The 21,321-nt window shown below is 68.8% G+C and carries 15 protein-coding genes and 6 pseudogenes; 11 read left to right on the top strand and 10 right to left on the bottom strand.

Going from position 1 to position 21,321, the window contains the following annotated elements; translation table 11 throughout:
* Positions 1–441: 441 nt before the first annotated feature.
* Positions 442–1,378: pseudogene (locus ACZ6TU_RS32285) on the top strand (TerC family protein); the annotation flags it as partial.
* Between the two features lie 703 nt (positions 1,379–2,081).
* Here ACZ6TU_RS32285 and ACZ6TU_RS32280 read toward each other — a convergent pair.
* The 4 genes and pseudogenes from ACZ6TU_RS32280 to ACZ6TU_RS32265 all read right to left on the bottom strand — a co-directional run.
* Positions 2,082–2,284 (bottom strand): annotated as a pseudogene (locus ACZ6TU_RS32280) (transposase family protein); the annotation flags it as partial.
* A 278-nt stretch (positions 2,285–2,562) separates the two neighbouring features.
* Positions 2,563–2,778 (bottom strand): annotated as a pseudogene (locus ACZ6TU_RS32275) (IS5/IS1182 family transposase); the annotation flags it as partial.
* Positions 2,779–2,991: 213 nt separating this feature from the next.
* Entirely contained in the window at positions 2,992–6,255 is a 3,264-nt protein-coding gene (locus tag ACZ6TU_RS32270) for an NACHT domain-containing protein (RefSeq protein WP_469552491.1), read from the bottom strand.
* Positions 6,252–6,590: a trypco2 family protein gene (locus tag ACZ6TU_RS32265; protein ID WP_467678606.1), complete on the bottom strand. Its 339-nt coding sequence runs from the start codon at positions 6,588–6,590 to the stop codon at positions 6,252–6,254. Before ACZ6TU_RS32265 ends, ACZ6TU_RS32270 begins: the two co-directional genes overlap by 4 nt.
* A 453-nt stretch (positions 6,591–7,043) precedes the next feature.
* Here ACZ6TU_RS32265 and ACZ6TU_RS32260 point away from each other — a divergent pair.
* Positions 7,044–7,366: pseudogene (locus tag ACZ6TU_RS32260) on the top strand (transposase); the annotation flags it as partial.
* A 535-nt stretch (positions 7,367–7,901) separates the two neighbouring features.
* Positions 7,902–9,197 (top strand): phosphatase PAP2 family protein, encoded by a 1,296-nt coding sequence (locus ACZ6TU_RS32255; protein ID WP_467678608.1) that lies wholly within the window; start codon positions 7,902–7,904, stop codon positions 9,195–9,197.
* Between the two features lie 106 nt (positions 9,198–9,303).
* On the opposite strand, the gene ACZ6TU_RS32250 is transcribed toward ACZ6TU_RS32255, so the two are convergent.
* From ACZ6TU_RS32250 to ACZ6TU_RS32240, 3 genes and pseudogenes are all read right to left on the bottom strand, one after another.
* On the bottom strand, positions 9,304–9,666 hold the full coding sequence (locus tag ACZ6TU_RS32250) for a hypothetical protein (protein ID WP_469552489.1): 363 nt from the start codon (positions 9,664–9,666) through the stop codon (positions 9,304–9,306).
* 75 nt (positions 9,667–9,741) lie between these two features.
* Positions 9,742–10,035: pseudogene (locus ACZ6TU_RS32245) on the bottom strand (transposase); the annotation flags it as partial.
* Between the two features lie 172 nt (positions 10,036–10,207).
* Positions 10,208–11,161, bottom strand: a complete 954-nt coding sequence (locus ACZ6TU_RS32240) for a LysR family transcriptional regulator (RefSeq protein WP_467678612.1) — start codon at positions 11,159–11,161, stop codon at positions 10,208–10,210.
* Between the two features lie 130 nt (positions 11,162–11,291).
* Here ACZ6TU_RS32240 and ACZ6TU_RS32235 point away from each other — a divergent pair, with 130 nt between their 5' ends.
* The 7 genes and pseudogenes from ACZ6TU_RS32235 (at position 11,292) to ACZ6TU_RS32205 (ending at position 18,196) form a co-directional block, all read left to right on the top strand.
* Positions 11,292–12,293, top strand: a complete 1,002-nt coding sequence (locus ACZ6TU_RS32235) for a fumarylacetoacetate hydrolase family protein (protein ID WP_469552487.1) — start codon at positions 11,292–11,294, stop codon at positions 12,291–12,293.
* Positions 12,290–13,258: a cyclase family protein gene (locus ACZ6TU_RS32230; RefSeq protein ID WP_467678616.1), complete on the top strand. Its 969-nt coding sequence runs from the start codon at positions 12,290–12,292 to the stop codon at positions 13,256–13,258. The genes ACZ6TU_RS32235 and ACZ6TU_RS32230 overlap by 4 nt, the downstream gene beginning before the upstream one ends.
* Before the next feature lie 23 nt (positions 13,259–13,281).
* Entirely contained in the window at positions 13,282–14,406 is a 1,125-nt protein-coding gene (locus ACZ6TU_RS32225) for an FAD-dependent oxidoreductase (RefSeq protein WP_469552485.1), read from the top strand.
* The gene (locus ACZ6TU_RS32220; protein ID WP_469552483.1) at positions 14,403–15,401 is read left to right on the top strand and encodes an amidohydrolase family protein; all 999 of its coding nucleotides are present in this window, start codon (positions 14,403–14,405) and stop codon (positions 15,399–15,401) included. Before ACZ6TU_RS32225 ends, ACZ6TU_RS32220 begins: the two co-directional genes overlap by 4 nt.
* Positions 15,402–15,425: 24 nt before the next feature.
* Positions 15,426–16,364 carry a VOC family protein gene (locus ACZ6TU_RS32215; protein ID WP_469552482.1) on the top strand — a complete coding sequence of 313 codons (939 nt, stop codon included), beginning with the start codon at positions 15,426–15,428 and terminating at the stop codon, positions 16,362–16,364.
* A 105-nt stretch (positions 16,365–16,469) separates the two neighbouring features.
* Positions 16,470–17,447 (top strand): annotated as a pseudogene (locus ACZ6TU_RS32210) (fumarylacetoacetate hydrolase family protein).
* A complete protein-coding gene (locus ACZ6TU_RS32205; protein ID WP_467678622.1) occupies positions 17,444–18,196 on the top strand; it encodes an SDR family NAD(P)-dependent oxidoreductase in 753 nt (250 codons plus the stop codon). Before ACZ6TU_RS32210 ends, ACZ6TU_RS32205 begins: the two are co-directional and overlap by 4 nt.
* 331 nt (positions 18,197–18,527) lie before the next feature.
* On the opposite strand, the gene ACZ6TU_RS32200 is transcribed toward ACZ6TU_RS32205, so the two are convergent.
* Positions 18,528–19,127 carry an NUDIX domain-containing protein gene (locus tag ACZ6TU_RS32200; RefSeq protein WP_469552480.1) on the bottom strand — a complete coding sequence of 200 codons (600 nt, stop codon included), beginning with the start codon at positions 19,125–19,127 and terminating at the stop codon, positions 18,528–18,530.
* 622 nt (positions 19,128–19,749) lie between these two features.
* Between ACZ6TU_RS32200 and ACZ6TU_RS32195 the strand changes: the two genes are divergently transcribed.
* On the top strand, positions 19,750–20,229 hold the full coding sequence (locus ACZ6TU_RS32195; protein WP_467678626.1) for a hypothetical protein: 480 nt from the start codon (positions 19,750–19,752) through the stop codon (positions 20,227–20,229).
* A gap of 92 nt (positions 20,230–20,321) precedes the next feature.
* Here ACZ6TU_RS32195 and ACZ6TU_RS32190 read toward each other — a convergent pair whose 3' ends face one another.
* Together ACZ6TU_RS32190 and ACZ6TU_RS32185 are read right to left on the bottom strand one after the other, a co-directional pair.
* The gene (locus ACZ6TU_RS32190; RefSeq protein WP_467678628.1) at positions 20,322–20,483 is read right to left on the bottom strand and encodes a hypothetical protein; all 162 of its coding nucleotides are present in this window, start codon (positions 20,481–20,483) and stop codon (positions 20,322–20,324) included.
* Between the two features lie 115 nt (positions 20,484–20,598).
* Positions 20,599–20,778 carry a hypothetical protein gene (locus ACZ6TU_RS32185; protein WP_467678629.1) on the bottom strand — a complete coding sequence of 60 codons (180 nt, stop codon included), beginning with the start codon at positions 20,776–20,778 and terminating at the stop codon, positions 20,599–20,601.
* Positions 20,779–21,321 lie beyond the last annotated feature (543 nt).

Here is a 21,321-nt window from a genome sequence, read left to right as displayed (position 1 = left end):
GTGGCGACATCGCTGGGATGGCTGGCTCCGGATTCCACGCGTTCGATGGTCACGATGACTGCGGGCACCGCGCAGACCACGGCGGCCGTGAAGGCGGCCGCCGCGGCGGCCGGGGAACGAGGAGGAGTCGGGGCGGGCACCGGAGGGACCCCAGGTGTGCAGCACCCGCAGCGCACCGGTGACCGGGAGAGTGTCACACCCCCGGGGCCGATCCGTCCTTGCGGGGCGCTGTGGTCACGCCGGTCAGTTCTCCGCCTGCGGTCCTTCCTGGTCGTGCGTGGCGTCGAACCCGTAGACCCGTAGCGCGCCCGCCATCACTGCCTCGTGAGGATCATGCCTCCGGTCGGCCTCACCCGCTCCGCATGCCTCCGGGGGCGCAATGCCCGACACTCCTGTATAGGGCTGGCGTATTTCGCGCGGGCCATAGTGAGGGTGTTCGGCGTGCTTGAGGTCCCGCTCTGGCTGTGGGGGGCGTTCGCCGCGACGGTGGTCGTGTCGCTGGCGGTGGACCTGCTGTCCCACCGCACCGCGCACGTCATCGGCTTCAAGGAGGCTGCCGCCTGGAGCGGCCTGTGGGTGAGTCTCGCCCTGATCTTCGGCGCGGTCGTCTTCCTCGTCCTCGGCACGACGGCGGGCACCGAGTACACGACGGCGTGGCTGCTGGAGAAGAGTCTGTCGGTGGACAACCTGTTCGTCTTCGCCGTGATCTTCGCGTACTTCAAGGTGCCCCGCGCCTACCAGCACCGCGTGCTGTTCTTCGGCGTCATCGGCGCGCTCGTCTTCCGCGGGATCTTCCTCTCCCTCGGCGTGGCCGTGGTCAGCCGCTTCACCGCGGTGCTGTTCGCCTTCGCCGCGGTCCTCTTCTACAGCACCTACAAGCTCCTCAAGGACGAGCAGGAAAGCTTCGACCCGGGCAAGAGCTTCGCCGTACGGATGCTCCGCAAGCTCATCCCGGTGCGCGACGAGTACGCCGGGGCGAAGTTCTTCGTCAAGGAAGCCGGCATACGGATGGCGACCCCGCTGCTCGCGGTGGTCGCCGCGATCGAGACCGCCGACCTGATCTTCGCCGTCGACAGTGTGCCCGCCGTCCTCGCGGTCAGCGACGACGCCTTCATCGTCTACACCAGCAACGCCTTCGCCATCCTCGGCCTGCGGGCCCTCTACTTCATGCTCGCCGGCCTGCTGGACCGCTTCCACTACCTGAACAAGGGACTGGCGATCATCCTCGCCTTCATCGGGGTCAAGCTCATCCTCCAGGCATCCCACAAGCTGATCAGCCCCAGCATCCCGGAAATCCCCTCACCGATCAGCCTCGCGGTCATCGTCGTCGTCCTGACAGGTTCCGTGGTGCTCAGCCTCAAAAGGCCCGCCCCGATAGGCGTCCTGGAACAGACCGACGAACAGGACGCCTCCGCGGCCACAGAGCACCCCGAGACGCCCAGCGCACTGCCCGTGACGGATCCCCCTGAGCCTCCAGCCGGTTCACCGGGCGAGGACGGTGGAGCCAGCCCGCGCTCGGGTCGGCGCACAAGCAGGGCACTTCCCGACCCGCCAGTACGGGCATATCGTAAAAAAATGGTCAAAACGAAGCTTAAGCCCGTTGCGTACGCGTGCCCGACCTGCAAGAAATCCGTGCCAGCGGCAGTCCACCGCCACAAGACCCTCGGCGTATTCGTTCCCGTGTGGGGTCCGGGCGCATGTCAAAACCGCGAATGCCCCGACTACCGGTTGGATCCCACCCGAAAGCACTCTTCGACCGGGTAACGAAACCGGCAGCGCGACGATGGACTGCCGGCCTGGACCGGCGGGGGTGCCCCTGCCGTCACAACAGGCGGCTCGCCGGATCACGGCCGGGTCGACGGCCGGCACGATCGCGGCTTTCACGCGCTTGTCCACCGGCTCACGCCGCACCTTGACTGCGGCACACCGCCATCGTGATCTCCAGGCCATGCCGCCCGACCCCGCCTGGCTCGCCCGCGCCCCCCACGCTTGCTGCTGCGCCACCGGCGTTGGTGTCAGCGCCCCTACCGACCAGGCACGACCGGCTTCTCATGCGGCTGGTCACAGCCGTGTCCTTGACACGCTTTGCGGAAGATGCGCCAGGACTTCAGGCGGGCCACGCCCCGTTCCACCGGTGCCCGTGCCGCTCACAGATCCGGATGATCCGATGGGTGCGGGCCGCGGTCAGGTCGTGGGCACGGCCGGGCAGCGCGGGCGAGAGCCACAGCAGCTGTCCCGCCGGATCGGTCACCACCTGCACGTTCACGCCGTGCCGCCGGTGCTTCAGCGTGGACGCCCCAACAGGAAGGACAGCAGGCATGCCGAAGGTGGTCACGGTGCTCCTGGTTCGACGACGTACCGATAGTCAGCGCCGGTCGGTGGAGCGGTCAGAACTGTGACGGTGCCTTCGAGGCCAAGGCCCCTATCGGGGCACGCTCCGCCGGCCCAGTGCCGGTACGTGTCGCTCCGGCGGGACGGACAGATCAAACACAAGGCACAAGCGGCCAGTGAGAGTACGAGTCGAGCCGCGGCCAGAACGACACAGCCACCATCCTCACCGTGAGAGTAGCCGGCCCGGCTGTCGCCGACCCGGTCGCATTCCGCGAGGGTGCCATCGGGCAGGACGTAGTCGGGGTCGGCCTCGCGCGAAATGCGCAGCAGGCCGGGTGAGCGGTCGGCGAGCAGGCCGATGACGGCCGTCGGGTAGTCGGCCGCGATCTGCGCGAGGGTGTCGTGCCGGTGCGGTACACCAGCCCGACCATGCATGCCCACGCCGCACTCCGTGCCGGCACCCAGGCACCCTCGACACGCCACACCGGTTCGGCGAGGGCGCGGTGATCTCTGGCCAGGGCCAGTTGGTGTCGCCCTCAACCCCGCCGCCATCCATGTACGCGGTTCCAAGGACATGCAGGGCCCAACCTCACCCTCTCCCACCGCCTGGGCCGACTGTCTCACCCACGCCCGACGGAGTGCTCAGTAGCTCCAGCCGCCCTAGTGGACTCGCAGCCGGTTACCGAAGGCTTCCGCTCCCACGATGTCGGGCTGAGCCGGGAGCGAACTCCAAAGGTCGAGTTGCAGGTTGGGCATGCCATGGAGTTCGCGCAGATCCAGCTCGGGTGTGCTGCCGTCCACCAATCCCAATGCCAGCTTTCGCAGGTTGGGGAAGACGCGGCTCAGCTGTCCGATGTCGGTGACGTCCCACAAGCCGGTGATCATCAGTCGCTCGATGCGTGGGAGCGGATCCGAGAGGGTCAGGTCGGTGAGCGAGTCGGTCCCCAGCGCGATTCGGGTGAGCCGGGGCGCGTGCAGTGCCGCCCAGAGAATCCGGGACGGGTTCGTGGTGTGCCCCTCGACGGTCAGCGCCCGCAGACTCGTCCATGCCTCCAGGTCTTCGAGCCATTCGGCGTTCTCGATCCCCACCTCCAGATGGCGGACGCCAGGGTGCGGCTTGAGGTCTCCGGCCATGCCTCCGCTCAGCCGGAGTGCCGTCAGGCCGAGGTCCGGCAGGATGGAGAGATCCCGTACCGATGGACACTCCTGCAGTTCGAGGCGGATCAGATCCACTCGGCTCCGCAGGAACTCGAGGCTCTCGATCGTGCCGTTGCTCCAGAGAGTGAGAGATTCGGTGCGCCGTACCGGGAGGTGGGCGTCCAGTTCCTGTGACGGGTACGGGCCCCTCACCGTGAGCCTGGCGACGGACCCCAGACGAGGCAGTCGTACAAGTTGTGCCTGCTTGTCGACCAGAAGATCGGGCAGGTGAGCCCCTTCCAGGACCTCACTGACGTACTCCTCCAAGGGGTGGAAGTCCCAGGCCTTCGCGACCTCACTCCGGATGAGCGGCTCCGGATGCGACACGCACTGCCTCAGCTTCTGGCGCGCCTTCGCGCTGCGTACCCGGGCGAGGAGCCGCACCGTGTTCAGGGCCACGCGGTCGCGCAACTGTTCCGCGTCCGGCAGCACGCCCACGACCCAGTCGCCCAGACCCGCGAGTTCCTCGACCTCTTCATGGTCCCGTGGCGGCATCAGGGCGGACACCCGGTTCTTCACCATCTCCATCAGGCCGGAGTTCAACGACTGGACGTTGAGCGCGCACCGCGCCGCCAGTGCGTAGAGGCGGTACTGCTCGCCGCGGTCGTCGGCACTGTCCCCGAGGCCGAGCAGTTCGGTGATGAGATGGCGGGAGTCCGGACGTGCCGCGTGACCGGCGGCCAGTACGATCACGTCCTGCCAGGCCTCGCTGCGGGCATGCTGCGGCAGTTCCTCGATATAGCCGCTCTCGTGGAACTCCTTGGCCGCCAGGAAGTCCTGAAACGTACGGTGGATGAACTGGATCGCGTCGTCCGTCCGTTCCTGGAGCAGTCCACTGCGGTCGAGCAGGAAGCGCAGGATCTTCTCGGGCGGCCCCTGTTCCTGGACGTGGGGCATGTCCCGCATGGCGCGGTCCAGTTGCTGGACGGCCTGCGCATGCGTCAGCTGTTGCTGCCCCATACGGACCAACCAGATGGCCAGCCGCTGGAGCAGTGCGTGCTGCTCTTCGGAGTCCAGCCTGACGTGGTCGGCGTTGCGGACACCCCGGCCCGCGTCCCGCCCGCCGAGGAGCATGGCGAGAGCGGCCCGGTAGAGCTGCCAGCGGGTGGTGGGCAGCAGACCGCGGCGGCGCCGGTGCAGGGCGCAGATCACGGCGCACAACAGCGGTGTGCGGGCGAGGCCGCGCAGCGCGGTGTTCTGTTCCAGCTGGTGCGTCAGATCCTGTTGCAGGGAAGTGAGGAGGTCGTGCTCCTCGCCGCCGCGCCGTGTGTCGTAGAAGTGGCCGGATTCGAGACGGGCGGCATTGTGCCAGGCGTGCACGAAGGCGCGGATGTCGTCGTCGCTCATGGGCAGGAGGGTCAGCTCGGAGAAGCCGTCGTCGCTGAGCCAATGGTTGCCGACCGCGTTGGGGCGCACGGTCGCGACGCACCGAGTGCCGGGATAGCGGTCGAGGAGGGCACACAGCCCCTGTCGGGCCGCCTCCCGTTCCTCTGCCGGCACCTCGTCCAGGCCGTCCACCAAGAGGAGCCCGCGCTGTGCGTCCAGTACCCGGTGGGCCCAGCCGTCGGGCTGACCGTCCGTGCTGCCGCGCCCGGCGGAGAGGAGCTCGGACACCGTGGGAAAGCGTCCACCGCGTGTGTGTACCTCCCGCATCGGGATGACGAAGGGCACGAGGCCGTTCAGCTCGGCGAGATCGTCGCTCAGGGTGCCGTTCGCGGCATGTGCGGCGAGCCACCAGACAAGGGTCGTCTTGCCCGCGCCGGCCTCGCCGCGCAGCAGCGCGCGGGGCCGGTTGGTCAGAAGGGTCTCGATGCGCTGGGCACCGTGCCAGGAGATACCACCATGAGGCCGCGCCTCCTGGAACGTGGTCCAGTACGACTCCGAGTCCGGGGGCTCGCCCCCTGAGTACGAGTACGCGGCATACGAGTACGTGGCGGCCTCGGCCCTCAGGCTCAGATAGGCGGTGTCGAGGTCCCAGCGGGACTCGCTGCGGCCGAGCTCCTCGATCCCGAAGATCTCCGTCTTGCGGTACTGGGAGCTCAGGTCTTCCGCGTACCGCGTCTCGAAGCGCTCGTCCTGTGGATGGACTTCGGTGATTTTCTCCAGGACGCGAGGCGGCCCCAGGGCCGCCAGTTCGGGGGCGTTCTCCACTGGTGCCGCTTCGATCCTGAGATGACCGCGGCCCTGAGGCACCTGTGTCACCACACCGAGCAGCACGGGGCCGGCGAAGACCGGAGCACCGGAGAGCCCGCGCAGGGGTGAGTTCCCGTAGCGCCTCTCATCGGCTGCCGGCTGTTCGAGTTCGCAGGTGAGCGCACCCTTCATCCGTCCGGCCATTGGCAGCACACTCACGCGGTACTGGTCGTATTCCAGGTCCTCGCCGTGCTCCCCGTAGCGCTGGATCTGTGGGAAACCGACGATCTGGCAGTGCGGCAGCGGGGTCGCGGTGCCGACCCTGCCGAATCTGATGCGGCCCATGGGTGCGGCGCGCTCGGGGCTGATCACGTCCGACAGCGCGAGCAGCAGTGCCGTGTCACGTCCCTCGTCCGTCCAGCCGAGTTGACAGGGCACCGGCTCGCCCGACGAAGGGTGGGCCACCTCGATGAGCGCGGCGCCCGCCACCACGTGCCACGCAGTGAGCACGGTCCGCCGGTTGAGCAACACCCCGCTGCCCTGCCCGTTCCCCCACACCACCACGGCCCGTTCCAGGGCCCTCCCCCCGATCACCGCGCGTCAACACCTCCGCCGAACCGCCCGATGCTGCCCCGGCTCTCGTTCCGCACCTTCCAAGGCTGCCCGGTCCGGGCATCAAGGGCCCTGAGCGTGACCGCCACGCGATGGGTCCGTGTCGCACCCCCGCCGCCATCGGCCCCGGCCTCCACCACCCAGGCCTTCACCTTGAGCCCGCCCGCGATCTCCTTGCGCAGCTCGACTCCGAACTCCAGCTCGATGTCGCCCACTTCGAAGGTCACGTCCTGCCCGGTCGAACGAGCCGCCGCAGTGATCAGTTCATCCCGTACCGCCTGCACGGCGTCGGCCAGTTCGATCCGGTTGTCGGTCATGTGGGCAAGGCTAGAGAGGCGTTGGGCACCGCCGCCATCCATTCACGCCGAGCGCCGTGACCACGTGGCCGCACGCCCGTCCAGCAACGTCGGCCCCAGCGGCGTGACCGAGTGCGGGGCGGTCTTCCCCGCCCCGCACGTGCTGAGCAGCCCCGCTTTGCGCAGGATGCCGACGTGATGGCTCGCCGTGGACGGCGAGAGCCCGCGTCGTTGGCGAGTTCGGTCGTCGTGACCCCGCGCTCCGCGACCTGTTCCAGGATCCCGGCACGAGTGCGGCCGAGGAGGGCGTTCAGGGAGCGGAGCCCGGGTGCGCCTCCGCTCAGTACCGCCTCGTGGGGCATCGGGTAGACCACGACGCACGGGTTTCGCCCTTCCGGCGACGTGCCGCCCCGGCTCGGCACCCCCGGCCGCCTCAGGTCACGCTGGACGCGGCGCCAATAGCAGCGCGGACACGGTGTGCGCCCGGTCGACCGCGCACGGCCGGGCAGCGAGCACCATGTCCTCACCGACGGGCAGGGCATCCCGCTCGCGGTGTCGCAGACCGGCGGAAACCGCAATGACGTCACGCAGTTGCTGCCCCGCTGGACGGGGTTCCGGCCGTCGCTGGTGCTGTAGGCGGGCCCTGACGCAGACCCGACGCGCTCCTCACCGACCGCGGATACGACCACGACAAGTACCGCCGCCTACTGTGGCAGCGCGGCATCCGCCCAGTCATCGCCGAACGGGGAGAAGAACACGGCAGCGGACCAGGCATCTTCCGTTGTGTGGTCGAGCGCCGTCCAACGCCTTTGTCAGGACCTCTGAAGGGGACTGTACGGATGCTGCGCCTTCAGTCGGCCGACATGGTCAACGGGCGAATCACTCGGTCTGCTCGACCAGGGCGCGGACGGCGGCGGGGGTGGCGCCGCCTGTGGCCTGGGCGGCCTGCTCTGGCCGGCCCCGCAGCAGCCCGGAGGCCCTGCTCGTCGACCAGGGCAGGCATGGGCAAGCTCCGCCGCGTCGTCGAACGAGCCTTCGCGCTGCTCCACCCGTTCAAGCGGCTCGCCGTGTGATGGGAACGCCACACCGAACTTTATGAAGCGTCCCTATCGCCGGCTTGCGAACTCTGTTGAAGGCGATTCAACAAGCACCGATCATGAAGGTGTTGCGAGTTCATGGCATCTTCGAACTCGCGATGATCGATCCCATCGCTGTTCGACCATTGAACCTATATCAAGCAAATCAGTCGAAAAATTCATATCTAGGGCGTTTCGGGTGTTATCGCGAATAAACAGTAGAAGTGCGTTGACTGCTCGGCGTCAGTGGCGGCTGATGCTGTGGGCCACAGCGGGTGTGGCGGCTCTTGGACTCCTTGTCGCGCTGGAGATCGCCGCACGCCGCTACGGTCAAGCGGGGCCGGTCGCCGACCAGCTGAAAGGGGCGATATTCGCCCCGAAACCGGGGCCGCTGTACGGTGGTTTGGCGTTGATGTCGGTGGTGCTCACTTGGCCGCAACGGATCATCGCGGCTGGTGTCGCGATCGGCATGGACGGCGTCTTCCTGCTGGTGCGGTGGGCGGCCGACATCAAAGTGGCCGATGGCCATTTCTTCGGCAATGGCGCATTATTGGTGATGTTGGGCTATGCAGTCATCGCTGTTACGCGCCGCACCGGCCGGGAACGCGTCCTCCTGTTGAAGGGCGTCGGGCTGGGCCTGCTGCTGGTGGCCGGCCGCAAGACCGGCGACACTTGGCTACTGATCTCGTCGAAGACCCGCCCGGTGGTGCTCGACCAGTACGTGGCAACCGCCGATCACGCGCTGGGCAACCCTTCGTGGCTGGCAGGCCGCGTTCTCCAGGCCACAGGCCCGATCGGGATCCATCTTCTCGACTTGGTCTACGCAAAGCTTGCGGTGGCCGCGATTGTCGTCGCGCTGTACCAGCTGCGTCATGTAGCGGTCGATCGCCGCTTCCCGAGGCATCATCTGGTGCGCACGTTCCTGGTGATCGGCCTCCTCGGGCCGGGCATCTACATGATCTTCCCGGTGGTCGGACCGGTCTTCGCCTACGGCCCGGGCGCCTCCGGAACCGGCGGCGTGGAATGGGCGATGGCCAACCTGTGGCCGCACACGCCGCTGCCGGTCACCACGCCGCATCCGATGCCATACGACGAGATCACCCCCCGAAACTGCATGCCCAGCCTCCACACAGCATGGGCCACCGCGATCTTCATTCATACCCGCCAGGGCCCACGAATCCTGCGGTTCGCCGGTGCGTTCTGGCTGATTGCCACGCTCGCCGCGACGCTGGGTTTCGGCTACCACTACGGCGTGGATCTCATCGCCGGAGTGGTGTTCGCGCTCACTGTCGAGGCGGCGCTGCGTTCGCTCGACCGTGGCTGGGACCGGCCAGGGATCGAGATGCTCGTCCACGGCGCTACGGTCTTCGCCGCGCTGTTGGTGTCTTACCGCTATCTTCCGATGGAGATGGCCAGACACCAGGTGGTGTCCGGATCACTTCTCATTCTGGCGATGACCTCAGTGGTCTACAGCTACGTACGGACCGCCAGACTGTGGGCACCGACGGCTGTGGTCGCGCGGCAGCCGGAACCGCAACCCGAACCAGTTTGAGCCGCGCTGCAGCGGCATCATGTCGGTTTCGCTGCGGGTGGGGCTACTGGACTTGAACTTGAGGTCGGCGGTGTCGCGGAGCTCAGGGCGCGTTGGTCGTTCGGGGTCAAGATCGTGTCCGGAGCCAGCGACGCGCGGCGGCCAATGTCACTTCGATGTCGTCGCTCCATGAACAGACTTCCAGCCATGAGAGGTAACCGCCCTGGGTGAAGACCAGGACCTCACCGGGACACTCGCCGGCTTCGGTGACGAGCTGTGCTGCGGCTGCCACTACCGTGCTGGGGCTGATGGGCGCAGGTTCCACCTCGCTGGTGGCGAGCTCGAAGCAGGCGGTGCCACACCCACATGTACAGCGCGCTCGCACGCTGAGGTGCGGAACCTGCCTTCGGAGCGCGATATGAACCGGGGTGTCCCCGTTCAGGACTGCCGCAAGCACATCGGCTACGTCGGCAGGCAGGCTCTCGTTCATCCCGTTACCGTATCTGACCAGCAACTTTAGACTCTGACCGCGCAGGCCCCATCGTCAATCGGCCAGCCAGCGTATTTACGCTTCCAGCACCAGGCCGGTGCCAGCGAGGCAGCCATTGATGGCCTCTGGCCGGTACTGAACCATCTTGAGCTTGCGTTGCACGGCACGGGTGATCTGGCTGAGGCCGGCTGCGGCGAGGTTGCCGATGTCGCGTTTGACCAGCGACCAGCTGCCTTCTTGCGGGTTCAGGTCGGGCGCGTAGGTGGGCAGTTGGAAGACCGTGAGCCAGTCCGAGTTCGCTTCGATGAACGCGCACAGGGACTTGGTCAGGTGCAGGCGGACGTTGTCCCAGACCAGGACGATCGGGCCGGCTCGCCGGGCGCCTGCGGCGGCCCGGCAACGGTGGGTGGTGCGGCTCCGGTGCCGGGTTGAGACGACTAAGGGGACCGCGTAGGTCCTGCCTAGCCCTCGTCCGATCGAGATCGAAGATGTGGATCATTCATGTCTGGGATGCCGCCGGGTCGGAGCGTGTTCTGCTTCGTCAGCCGGGCGCCTGCTCCGTTTCCCTGGCCGCGGCGATACGGCCGGGCTCAGACGCGGTCAGCTCCGCTCCCACACGGGCGGCGGTCTCGCGCAGCCAGATGTGGGCCGCGTCGTGGGTGTGGACCGGGTGCCACCACAGCGCCTCCTGCAGAGGTACAGCCTCGTAGGGCGGTTCCATGACGCGCACGGCGGCCACCCCGCTCAGCCGTTCTGCCAGGCGCCGCTGCACCAGGGCGATCCGAGGGGTGCCCGCGACCAGGAAGGGCAGCAGTTGGAAGCTGTCGACGGAGACCTCGACGTGGGGGTCGATGCCGAGCATGCTCAGCTGCCGGGCGGCAGGCGCGTCGTAGGTGCGCTGGTAGGTGACCCAGGGCAGCCGTGCCAGGTCCTCCATGGTCAGCCGGTCGCCGACCTCGTCATTGGTTTCGGCGACGAGGAAGGCCCACTGGTCGGCGAACAGTTCGACGGCGGGGTACCCGCTGATGATGCCGTGCGGTATCAACAGGCCGTCCGCGGTGCTGAGCAGCGTCGCGGTGTCCTCGGTGACATCGGGCGGGCGCTGGAAGCGCAGCCGCACACCTGGTGCCTGGGCGTGCACGGTACGGGCGAGTTCGGCACCGAAGACGGCGACAGCGTAGTCGGAGGAGAGCAGGGTGAACTCGTGCTCCTCGCTGCCCGGCACGAAGTCGGCCCTGCTGCTGAAGACCCGGTCCAGCAGGTCGCATGCGGTGGCTGTGCGGTCCAGCAGGGCGCGCCCGAGAGCCGTCAGTTCGTACTGTCCGCCGACGCGCGAGAGCAGCTCGTCGTCGAAGTGGCGGCGGAGGCGGGCGAGGGCCGCGCTCATCGCGGGCTGGCTGAGCCCGACGCGCTGCCCGGCGCGGGTGACGTTGCGTTCCTCCAGCAGGGCGCGCAAGGAAAGAACGAGATTCAGATCCAGGCCGGACAGGGACACGACGCCTCCAGAACGAAGCCGCCGACGGCAGCTCTATTTGTGCGGCAGATGATCAACATCAGAAGAATCGATTTCCCAGATTATCCGGGGCGGGTCAGATTGGTCACACCGCAATCTGGAGGACACGCTCGTGAAACCCGCCGCCCCTTCCACGCCCTTCGCCGGTCCCTTCGCCCTCGGCACCCTCGCAGCCCCTGACCAGGCGCCTTTCCCTGGTCTGGTGATCCCCGAAGGGCGCGTGCTGGACCTTCGTACGGCCCTCGGTGAGCCTGCCCTGACGACCAGGGAGATCTTCGCGTGCTGGGACGAGGAGCTGCCTCGCCTGCGGGCCCTCGCGGCGGACGCGACCGGTGACGCCTGGCAGCCGCTCGCCGGTCTGCGGGTGCACGCCCCCGTCGAACCCCGCCAGGTCTTCCAGTCCGGCGCCAACTACCGGCAGCACGTGATCGACCTGGAGGTGGCTCACCGTGCCCCGGACGACCCGCGCACGGTCGAGGAGGCGCGGGCCGAGATCGCCGCGGTCATGGACCGGCGGGCCGCCGAGGACCTGCCATACGTGTTCATCGGGCTGCCGAGCGCGATCACGGGCCCGTACGACGATGTGGTCCTGCCCGCGTGGGCCGAACAGCCGGACTGGGAGCTGGAGTTGGCGGCCGTGATCTCCCGGCCCGCCTACCGGGTCTCCGTGGCGGAGGCGCTGGAGCACGTCGCCGGGTACACCATCGCCAACGACCTCACCGACCGGGCCACCGTCTTCCGCCGGGACATGAAGGCCATAGGCACCGACTGGCTGCGCAGCAAGAACGCGCCCGGGTTCACCCCGCTCGGCCCCTGGATCGTCCCCGCCGAGTCGATCGCCGACCCCGGTGACCTGCGGGTCACGCTGAAGCTGAACGGCGAGACGATGCAGGACGAGTCGACCAAGGACCTGATCTTCGGCATCGCGCGGCTGGTCTCGTACGTCTCGCAGACCTCCCAGCTGCTGCCCGGTGACCTGGTGTTGACGGGGTCCCCGGCCGGCAACGGCATGCACTGGGGGCGGCTGCTGCGCGACGGAGACGTCATGGACGGCTCGATCACGGGGCTCGGTGGCCAGCGCACCCGTTGTGTCGGCGAGGGCGGCGCGTCATGACCGCCCCTCTTGACCGTACGGACCCCGAGGGCGCGATCGCCGAAGCCGCCAAGCGCCTCTCCAACTGGGGACGTTGGGGCGAGAACGATGTCCTCGGCACCCTCAACTTCCTCGACGAGGCCAAGCGCCGAGAAGGAGCCGCGCTCGTCCGGCGAGGTGTGAGTTTCTCGCTGTCGCAGAGCTTCGACATGAACGGCCCGCAGAAGGGCTGGCGGCGCCGGACCAACCCCGTGCACACGATGCTGGACACCGGCACGGACGCGGCGCTGGGCAACCAGGGCTTCCCGCACGGCATCGGCGGCGCCGACGACGTGATCAGCATGCCGTTGCAGTGCTCCACCCAGTGGGACGGGCTCGGTCACATCTTCGACCACGGCAACGCCTGGAACGGACGCCGGGCCGAGAAGGTCGTCACCTCCGACGGCGACCTGGTCACCGGCATCGAGCACATGGCCCCGCACGTGGCCGGTCGCGGGGTGCTCCTGGACGTGGGCCGAGTGGTCGGATCCCACGGTGCACTGCCCGACGGCTTCGCCATCACCGAAGAACACCTCGCCGCTACCGCCGAGGCCCATGGCGTGACCGTCGGACGCGGCGACATCGTCGTCGTACGGACCGGGCGGCTGGCCCGGGCCCGCCGCGAGGGCTGGGGCGACTACGCGGGCGGTGACTCGCCCGGGCTGTCGTTCACCACGGCCGGCTGGCTGCACCGCACCGAGATAGCGGCGATCGCCACCGACACCTGGGGCTTCGAGGTGCGGCCCAACGAGTTCGAGCACGCCTTCCAGCCGCTGCACCAGGTCGCCATCCCCCACATCGGGCTGCTCATCGGCGAGATGTGGGACCCCGACGCACTCGCCGCCGACTGCGCGGCCGACGGCGTGTACGAGTTCTGGCTCACCGCCGCACCCCTGCCCATCACCGGAGCCGTCGGCTCCCCGGTCAACCCGATCGCCGTCAAATGACCCGCCCAACGAAGGAGTTGGCCATGACAAGAGAGAGAACCGTCCTGGTCGTCGGAGGGGGCACCTCCGGCAACGCCATGACCGTCCTGCTGCGGCAGGCGGGGATCGCGGTGGACCTCGTCGAGGTCAAGCCGGACTGGAACGTGCGCGGCTCCGGCATCACCCTCCAGGGCAACGCCCTGCGCGTGCTGCGCGAGATCGGTGTATGGGACGAGGTCCGCGAGCACGGCTTCGGCTTCGGCTCCCTGGGTCTGACCGCGCCCGACGGCACCGTGCTCCACGTCAATGACGACATCCGCACCGGCGGGGACGACCTGCCTGCCACCCTGGGCATGCAACGCCCGGTGCTCCAGCGCATCCTCACCGACGCCGTCCAGGCATCCGGCGCCCGCGTCCGGCTCGGCACCACCGCCGAGTGCCTCACCCAGGACGACGACGGCGTGGAGGTCTCCTTCAGCGACGGCACCGAGGGCCGTTACGACCTCGTCGTGGCCGCCGACGGACTGAACTCCGCGACCCGCGCCGCCATCGGCATCGACGACAAACCCGAGCCGACCGGCATGGCCATCTGGCGTGCCCCGGCGCCCCGCCCGGCCGGCGTGGAGCGCAGCGACCTCGCCCACGGCGGGCCCTGCTTCATCGCCGGATACACGCCCACCAGCAAGGACACCATCTACGCCTACCTGGTGGAGCCCAGCCGCGACCGCGCGACGATCCCGCCCGAGTCCTACGCGCAGGAGATGCGCCGTCTCGCCGAGGGCTACGGCGGTGCCTGGGACGAGATCCGCGCCTCGATCACCGACCCCGCCCAGGTGAACTACACCTACTTCGACCGGCTGCTCGTCGAGGGCTCCTGGCACCGGGGCCGGGTCGTCCTCGTCGGGGACGCGGCCCACTGCTGCCCGCCCACGATGGCCCAGGGCGCGGCCATGTCCCTGGAGGACGCCTGGGTGCTCACCCAGCTGCTGACCAGCGGTTCGGCGTGGGACGAGGAACTGCTCACGCGGTACTACGAGCGACGGATCGACAGGGTCCGGACGGTCGTCGACGCCTCCGTGCAGATCGGGCAGTGGCAGCTCGACGGCGTACGCGGTGACGTGCCCGGACTGATGGGCACCGCCATGACCGTACTCAAGGAACTGCCGTGACGACACCCACCGTCGACGTGCACGCGCACGTCCTGCTGCCCGAGGTCGATGCCCTGGTGGCCGACCACCCCGGCCTGGCCGAAGCCAGGGCGCTCGACGCCCGCCGCAACGGTCCCGCCGCCCTGGCCGTCAATGGCCCCATGGTGCGCGAGCGCATCCCGAAGCTGACCGACGTCACCGTGCGGCTGGCCGCGATGGACGCGCAGGGCGTGGACGTCCAGCTCGTCAGCCCGTCCCCCTCGCACTACCATTACTGGGCGGACGAGGAGACGGCCGAGGAGGTGTACCGGCTCGCCAACGAGGCGACGGCCGCGCACTGCGTCCAGGCACCCGACCGGCTGCACGGACTCGGACTCGTCCCCCTGCAACACCCGGACCTGGCCGTGCCCGCCCTGGAACACGCCCTGGACCAGGGCTTGTCGGGCGTCGAGATCTCGTCCCACGCACCCGGCCGCGAGCTGTCCGACCCGGCGTACGAATCCTTCTGGTCGCGAGCCGAGGAGACGGGCGCGCTCCTCTTCCTGCACCCCTTCGGCTGCACCCTCGACGAGCGCCTGGACCGGTGGTATCTGTCCAACACCGTCGGTCAGCCCACCGAGAACGCCGTCGCGCTGTCCCATCTGATCTTCTCCGGCGTACTGGACCGCCACCCGGAGCTGAAGCTGATCGCCGCGCACGGGGGTGGCTATCTGCCCACTCACATCGGCCGCTCCGACCACGCCTGGACCACCCGCTCCGACGCGGGTGCGGGCTGCGCCCACCTGCCCAGCAGCTACCTCAAGCGGATCCACTTCGACTCCCTCGTCCACGACCCGCACATACTCCGGGAGTTGATCCGAGCCTCCGGTGCGGACCGGGTGCTGCTCGGCTCCGACTTCCCCTTCGACATGGGCACCGACGACCCCGTCGGCGCACTGCGCGCGGTCCGCCTGCCCGGTGCCGACTTCCACGCCGTGCGGGGCGGCAACGCGGCCGCCCTGCTGCGGCTCACCTGACCCCCACACAGGAGGAAACCCACCATGAGCGCACGCCTGCTGACCCACCTGAGGCACGTCGACCTCGCCGTGCCCGACTACGACAAGCAGCTCGACTTCTACGCCGGCGTCTGGGGCCTGACCAAGGTGGCCGAGGACTCCGGCATCTCCTTCCTGGCCGCCGAGGGCAGCCCGGAACAGTATGTCGTCCGGCTGCGCAAGGCCGAGGAGAAGCGTCTCGACCTCGTCTCCTACGGCGCTGCGAGCCCGGCCGACGTGGACACCCTCGCCGAGCAACTCCTTGCGCGCGGAGTGCAGTTGATATCCCAGCCGGGCAAGGTCGACACCCCCGGAGGCGGCTACGGCTTCCGCTTCTTCGACGTCGACGGGCGCACCGTCGAGGTCTCCGCCGACGTCGAGGCCCGGCAACACCGCAAGATCGAGGAGAAGGAGTCGATCCCGGTCAAGCTGAGCCACGTCGTCCTCAACTCACCGGACCTGAACAAGACCCGTGAGTGGTACGAGACCCACCTCGGCTTCCGTCTGAGTGACACCCTCCAGTCGCCGCACATGGGCGAGGTCATGCACTTCATGCGGATCTCCAACCAGCACCACTCCATGGCGATCGCGCAGGGCCCGCACACCGCCCTGCACCACGTCTCCTTCGAGATGCGCGGCATCGACGAGTACATGCGCGGCTCCGGCCGCGTCATCCGGTCGGGCGCCAAGAAGGTCTGGGGCCCCGGGCGGCACATGGCGGGCGACAACACCTTCAGCTACTTCCTCGACCCGCACGGCAACACCATCGAGTACACGACCGAGCTGGAGGTCCTCGACGAGGACACCTGGCACCCGCACATCTACGACTTCTCCCAGCCCGAGGTCGCCGACCAGTGGGGCACGGCCAACCCGATGAACGAAATCGTCGCGAAGGAGTCGTTCAACGACGTCGACCGCGGCTGCTTCGTCGCCCCGCCGGTCTGACCCCTCAAGTTCCGGGGGAGCGGTGCCCTGTCAGCCGCCCTGACTCCTCTGCCGCGCCCCCGGCCCCCTCACATCCGGAGAAGTCCGGAGCCTGGAGCCGCACCCATGCGTTTCGCCGCCTATGAACACCAGCAACGGCGCGGGGTCGCCGTCGTCGACAAGGACGGCACCCTCCATCCGGTTCCCGTCCCCGGCGCACGGTCACTCAACGAGCTGATCCGAATCTGCGACGGCCTCGCCGCTCTGCTCGAAGCGGGCGCCGCCGCCCTCGGCACCTCGGCGGCCCTGCATGTGTCGCCGGTGCGCCTGCTACCGCCGCTGGAGCCGCCCACTGTCCGCGACTTCGTCACCTTCGAGGAGCACGTCGAGGGCGTACGGCGGTCCGTGGACGGTGTCGGCGGGGTGCCCGAAGCCTGGTACGACGCCCCGACCTTCTACTTCACCAACCCGTACGCCGTCATCGGCCCCCACGACGACGTACCCGTGCCCCCGGGCTCGCAGGTCCTCGACTTCGAACTCGAAGTAGCCGCCGTCATCGGCCGCGAGGGCCGCCACCTCACCCCCGAGCAGGCCCGCGACCACATCATCGGCTACACCGTCTTCAACGACTGGTCCGCGCGCGACCTCCAGGCCCGCGAGATGCAGGTCCGTCTCGGACCCTGCAAGGGCAAGGACACCGCAGCCACCCTCGGGCCGTACCTGGTGACCGCCGATGAGCTGGAGCCGCACCGGGACCCCGACGGGTTTCTGCGGCTCGGGCTCACCGCCTCGGTCAACGGCGAGGTCGTCGGCGAGGACCTGCTGTCCAACATGAGCTGGACCTTCGAGGAGATGGTCGCCTACGCCTCCCGCGGCACCGCCGTGCGCCCAGGCGACGTCCTCGGCTCGGGCACCTGTGGCAACGGCGGCTGACTCGCCGAGCTGTGGGGCGTCCGAGGCGAGCAGTCACCGCCTCCGCTGAAGCCCGGCGACATCGTCACCCTCACCGTCGAGGGCATCGGCTCCGTCTCCAACACCGTGGTCGCGGGCGCCGATCCGGTGCCGCTGCCGACCGCCCGCCGCCGCACCCGGGAGCGACCGTGAACGACGTGCATCCCAAGAGGCTCCTCGACAAGGTCGTGGTCGTCACGGGCGCGGCCCGCGGTCAGGGCGCCGCCGAGGCCGAGGCGATGACCCGTGAGGGCGCCAGGGTCATCGCCACCGACGTGAAGCCGGAGGGCGACTGTCGCCGCCTCGACGTCACCAGCGAGATCGAATGGGCCCAACTGGCCACCGAACTGCGGGAGTCCTACGGCCAGGTCCACGGCCTGGTCAACAACGCGGGCATCACCTGGCGCGCCCGCCTCGGCGACGTGGACCCCGAGGACTTCGACCGTGTCCACGCGATCAACGTCACGGGTCCACTGCTGGGCATCCAACATCTCACCCCGCTGATGCCGCCCGGCTCGTCCGTCGTGAACGTCGGTTCCTCGGCCGCGCTCACCGGTCACTATCCGGTGGCGTACACGGCCAGCAAGTGGGCGTTGCGCGGCCTGTCGAAGGCAGCGGCCACCGAGTTGGGCCCGCGCGGCATCCGCGTGAACACCATCCACCCCGGCTTCATCGGGACCGAGATGACCTCCTCCGCCGCGCCCGCCTTCCGCGAGGCCAACCTCCGTGAGACCCCGCTCGGCCGCACCGGCACCGTGGACGAGGTCGCCCCGCTCGTGGTGTTCCTGCTCTCCGACGACGCGTCCTTCATCACCGGCGCCGAAATCCCCGTCGACGGTGGGCTGACCGCGCACGGCGGCGCCAAGTCCATCTCCGACGCCCTGCGTGAGGCGGCGTCATGACACGCCCCGACGAAAGGTGGCCCCGATCTCGGGACGGCCCGCGGCCAGGGCCGGGCGGCGGCGCTGCGCTTCGCTGCCGAGGGCGCGATCGTGGTCGGCGGAGACCTGCTGCACGAGGCGGCCCCGGAGACCCAGCGGCTCATCGCAAAGGCGGGCGGGACAGCGCTCACTCCCGGTCGGCTGGACGTCAGCCGTAGGGTTCCACGGCCGGGCTGACCGGCTCCCTCACCAACCGGCGCGCCGCCCGCTCGGCCCCAAGGGCGCCGTGATGGCGGGCCGGGTCGTCCACGGCATGGCGACGCCGTGCGGCTCCGCGAACAACCGCCGCAGACTACTTGTGATGCTTCCTGGCCCGGGCATGCCGCAACTTGCGCGTGAAGCGGTGCATGTGAGGGTCGAGCAGATCGCCCGGTTCCTTGAGCACCTGCTCGTCGGTCACCCACCGGATTGCGTTGAACTCGCCTTGGTCGTAAGAGGTGATGGTGTGGGCGTCCGCATTGAGGAGGTACCAGAGCGAGACGTCGGTGTGCGCGTGCTGCCCCTGGGTTCGGGTGACGGTGAGGAAGAGCGGGTGCTCGCCGGTGATCGGCGACGCCACGGCCTCGATGCCCAGTTCCTCGCGGCATTCGCGGACCACTGCGGCCCAAGGGGCCTCACCCGGCTCGACGTGTCCTCCGGCCGGCAACCACAGGCCCGCCTTGCGGTGCGCGACGAGCAGCAGCTGTCCACGCGTGTCGTCGAGGACGACGAAGTAACTCACCAAGTGCATCGCCGGAACATCCGGCTTGCGCACTCGGTAGAGCGGGGCTCCACTGGCGATCCACTGCCTGGTGGCGTCCAGATGAGTGCGCTCCAGACAGTCCCAGGGTTCGATCGCACCGACCAGCACCATAAGGTGGCCACGCGGCTGGTCGTCAGGTGCGTTGAGCAAGGGGTCAGTTGAAGTCACCTGCGCATGTTGGCAGGGGCCACTGACAATCTTCCTGAAGCCCGAGCCGGTGAACCAGCAGAAGTCGGCGCTCTGAGGTGAAGGTTCTGCCGCGTGCAAACAGTGTGTGCGTCTCCCTCCTGACGGCTGTCGGCGCCGTCCAGAACTATTCGCGTCACCATGCTTCAGCTCACCTCCGTCTCCAGGGGCCTGGTGGGCAGGACGTAGTGGGCCAGGTCCTCTGCGCGGCGATGCTCGCCGTGATCTGGTAGCCGCTCGAGCGGGTTCATGCCCGGACGGCGACGAGGTCCCTCGTCCGCTTGCAAGCCTCTGCGCCCACTCCCGCGGGACCTTCTCCAGTTCTTCCTTGAGCCTCCGACGAGCGGTTCGGGCCTGTGCTGCCCAGCTGACGTTGGCGCGCCCGGCGAATAGACCGGCGCGTTCACCGCGCACCCTGGCGGGCCTTGTTGCATCGCACCGGGAGTGATTACGCCGTCGATGACGTAGGCGGGGTTGAACGCGATGCTCAGTTCGCCGCCCTCGATGGTCGTGTCAACGCCCAGAGGCGGCGCCGATCGGGGTGCCAGGATCAGCGGGGTGAAGAGTGATGGGGAGGCGGAGTGAATTGAGCTATGACCTCAAGGCAGTGATCGCTAGGAGGCGTCTGCTGGCTGCCGTGGCGAGCGGTCTATCGTCCGCTCGCGTCGTAGATCTTCAGCAAGGTCTCGCATTGCTGCCGGTGTCCGATGCCTTGTCGGATGCCGTAACCGATGATGCCCAGCCCCGCCGCACCGACTTCTGGAGCCTTCCGTCCGGCTTCGACCATGTGCTGGCCGAGTGGTCGAAGGACGGCCCCGTCGCCTATGTGGAAGCCGAGTACTTCGGAGGTACCGGCGAGGAGAACGTGGCGGTCTGGCGCGACGGGCAACTCGTCCTGGGGCCGCTCCACCTCGTGGAAAGTGAGCTGCCCTCGTCTGAGGGAACTCCCGTCTGCCGGGCTTTGCGTGAACTCGGTGCCCGTGCCGGTGAGCGGGAGGACGAGTTCACGAGCGTGGGTCTGGGCAAGCATCGCAACACCGAGGGGTGGGCCGGCATTGCGACGTGAGTGTCGCGGGCGCCTGCACTCGCACCGCCGCCCGGCCCGTTTCTTGATGGCCCGGAGATCTCCAGCCATTTGGGTGGGTCCGGAGCACGTTCTCAGGCCGGATCGGCGCGGTGGGATCCCGGCCACTCGCCGCTGACGCTGTCCTTCCGGGAGGCCGGGGCCGGGCAGATGAGTTCGGTGTGGCACTGCCGGATGCACTCAGTGGCCGCGTCGTCGGGCAGGAGGGTTTTGATCAGTTCGGCCTGGTACGCCATTGTGGCGTAGGCGTCCTTGTGGTGGCGGCAGGTGTCCTGGGTTCGGTTCAGGCCGGGCGTGTCTCCCAGACGGGTTCGTCGTACGGCGCGGTCTCGGGGCCGGGGAGCTCCGGTGTCACCGGGCGGGTGGGTCGGGGGAGAGGGCGCCGCGGGTGAACAGGTCCTCGCGCCAGGTGGGTGGCAGCTCGGCAAGGTAGTCGATCAGGGCGGCCGCGGTGGTCGGACGGCGGGGTGCCGCATGGCAGTGATCGCGACGGCGCTGTGCTCGGTGGGCGGTGCCCAGAGCATGCGCCAAGTGCCTTCCCACTCACACCCGCATGAGTGGTCCGGGTGCGGGTGCCGTAAGAAGACGCCGTGCGTGTGGATGGCGCGTGGGATCCGGTGGATGAGCTCCGAGGGGGCATCCACCGGGTACAGGTGCATGTTCTGCCAGCCGTGGACACGATCCATGTACGCAGCGGCGCCCTCGACGATGTCGGCCCACCGGTGGTGCCCGAGCACGAGGAACGCGCCGGGATAGAGGCCGTCGTCGTTGGGGGGGCGACGATCCCGGCGACGCAGAGGCCGCGGTGGGCGACGAACCCGTTGTCGGCCGCGTCCTCGCCGGGCTCCAGAGGCATTCGACAGCGTGCGTCGTGCCGTCGTCGCCCTCGCTGGTCTCGCGAGCGGGGCTGCGGACGGGGACGGCGTGCTGGATGGGTCGCCCGTCCAGTAGTCACCTGACGAGACCTCGCCGATCAGTCTGGATTCCGCACCCCGTACGCTCGTCCGTCGACAGGCCGACGTAGACGGAGACGGAGAGGGAGCGCATGGCGGGGGACAGGGGCATACGCGGGCT

It is taken from the genome of Streptomyces sp. NPDC052064 (assembly GCF_055585925.1).
Note: the sequence above shows the minus strand (reverse complement) of the source record. Positions and strands in the feature narration are given on the sequence as shown.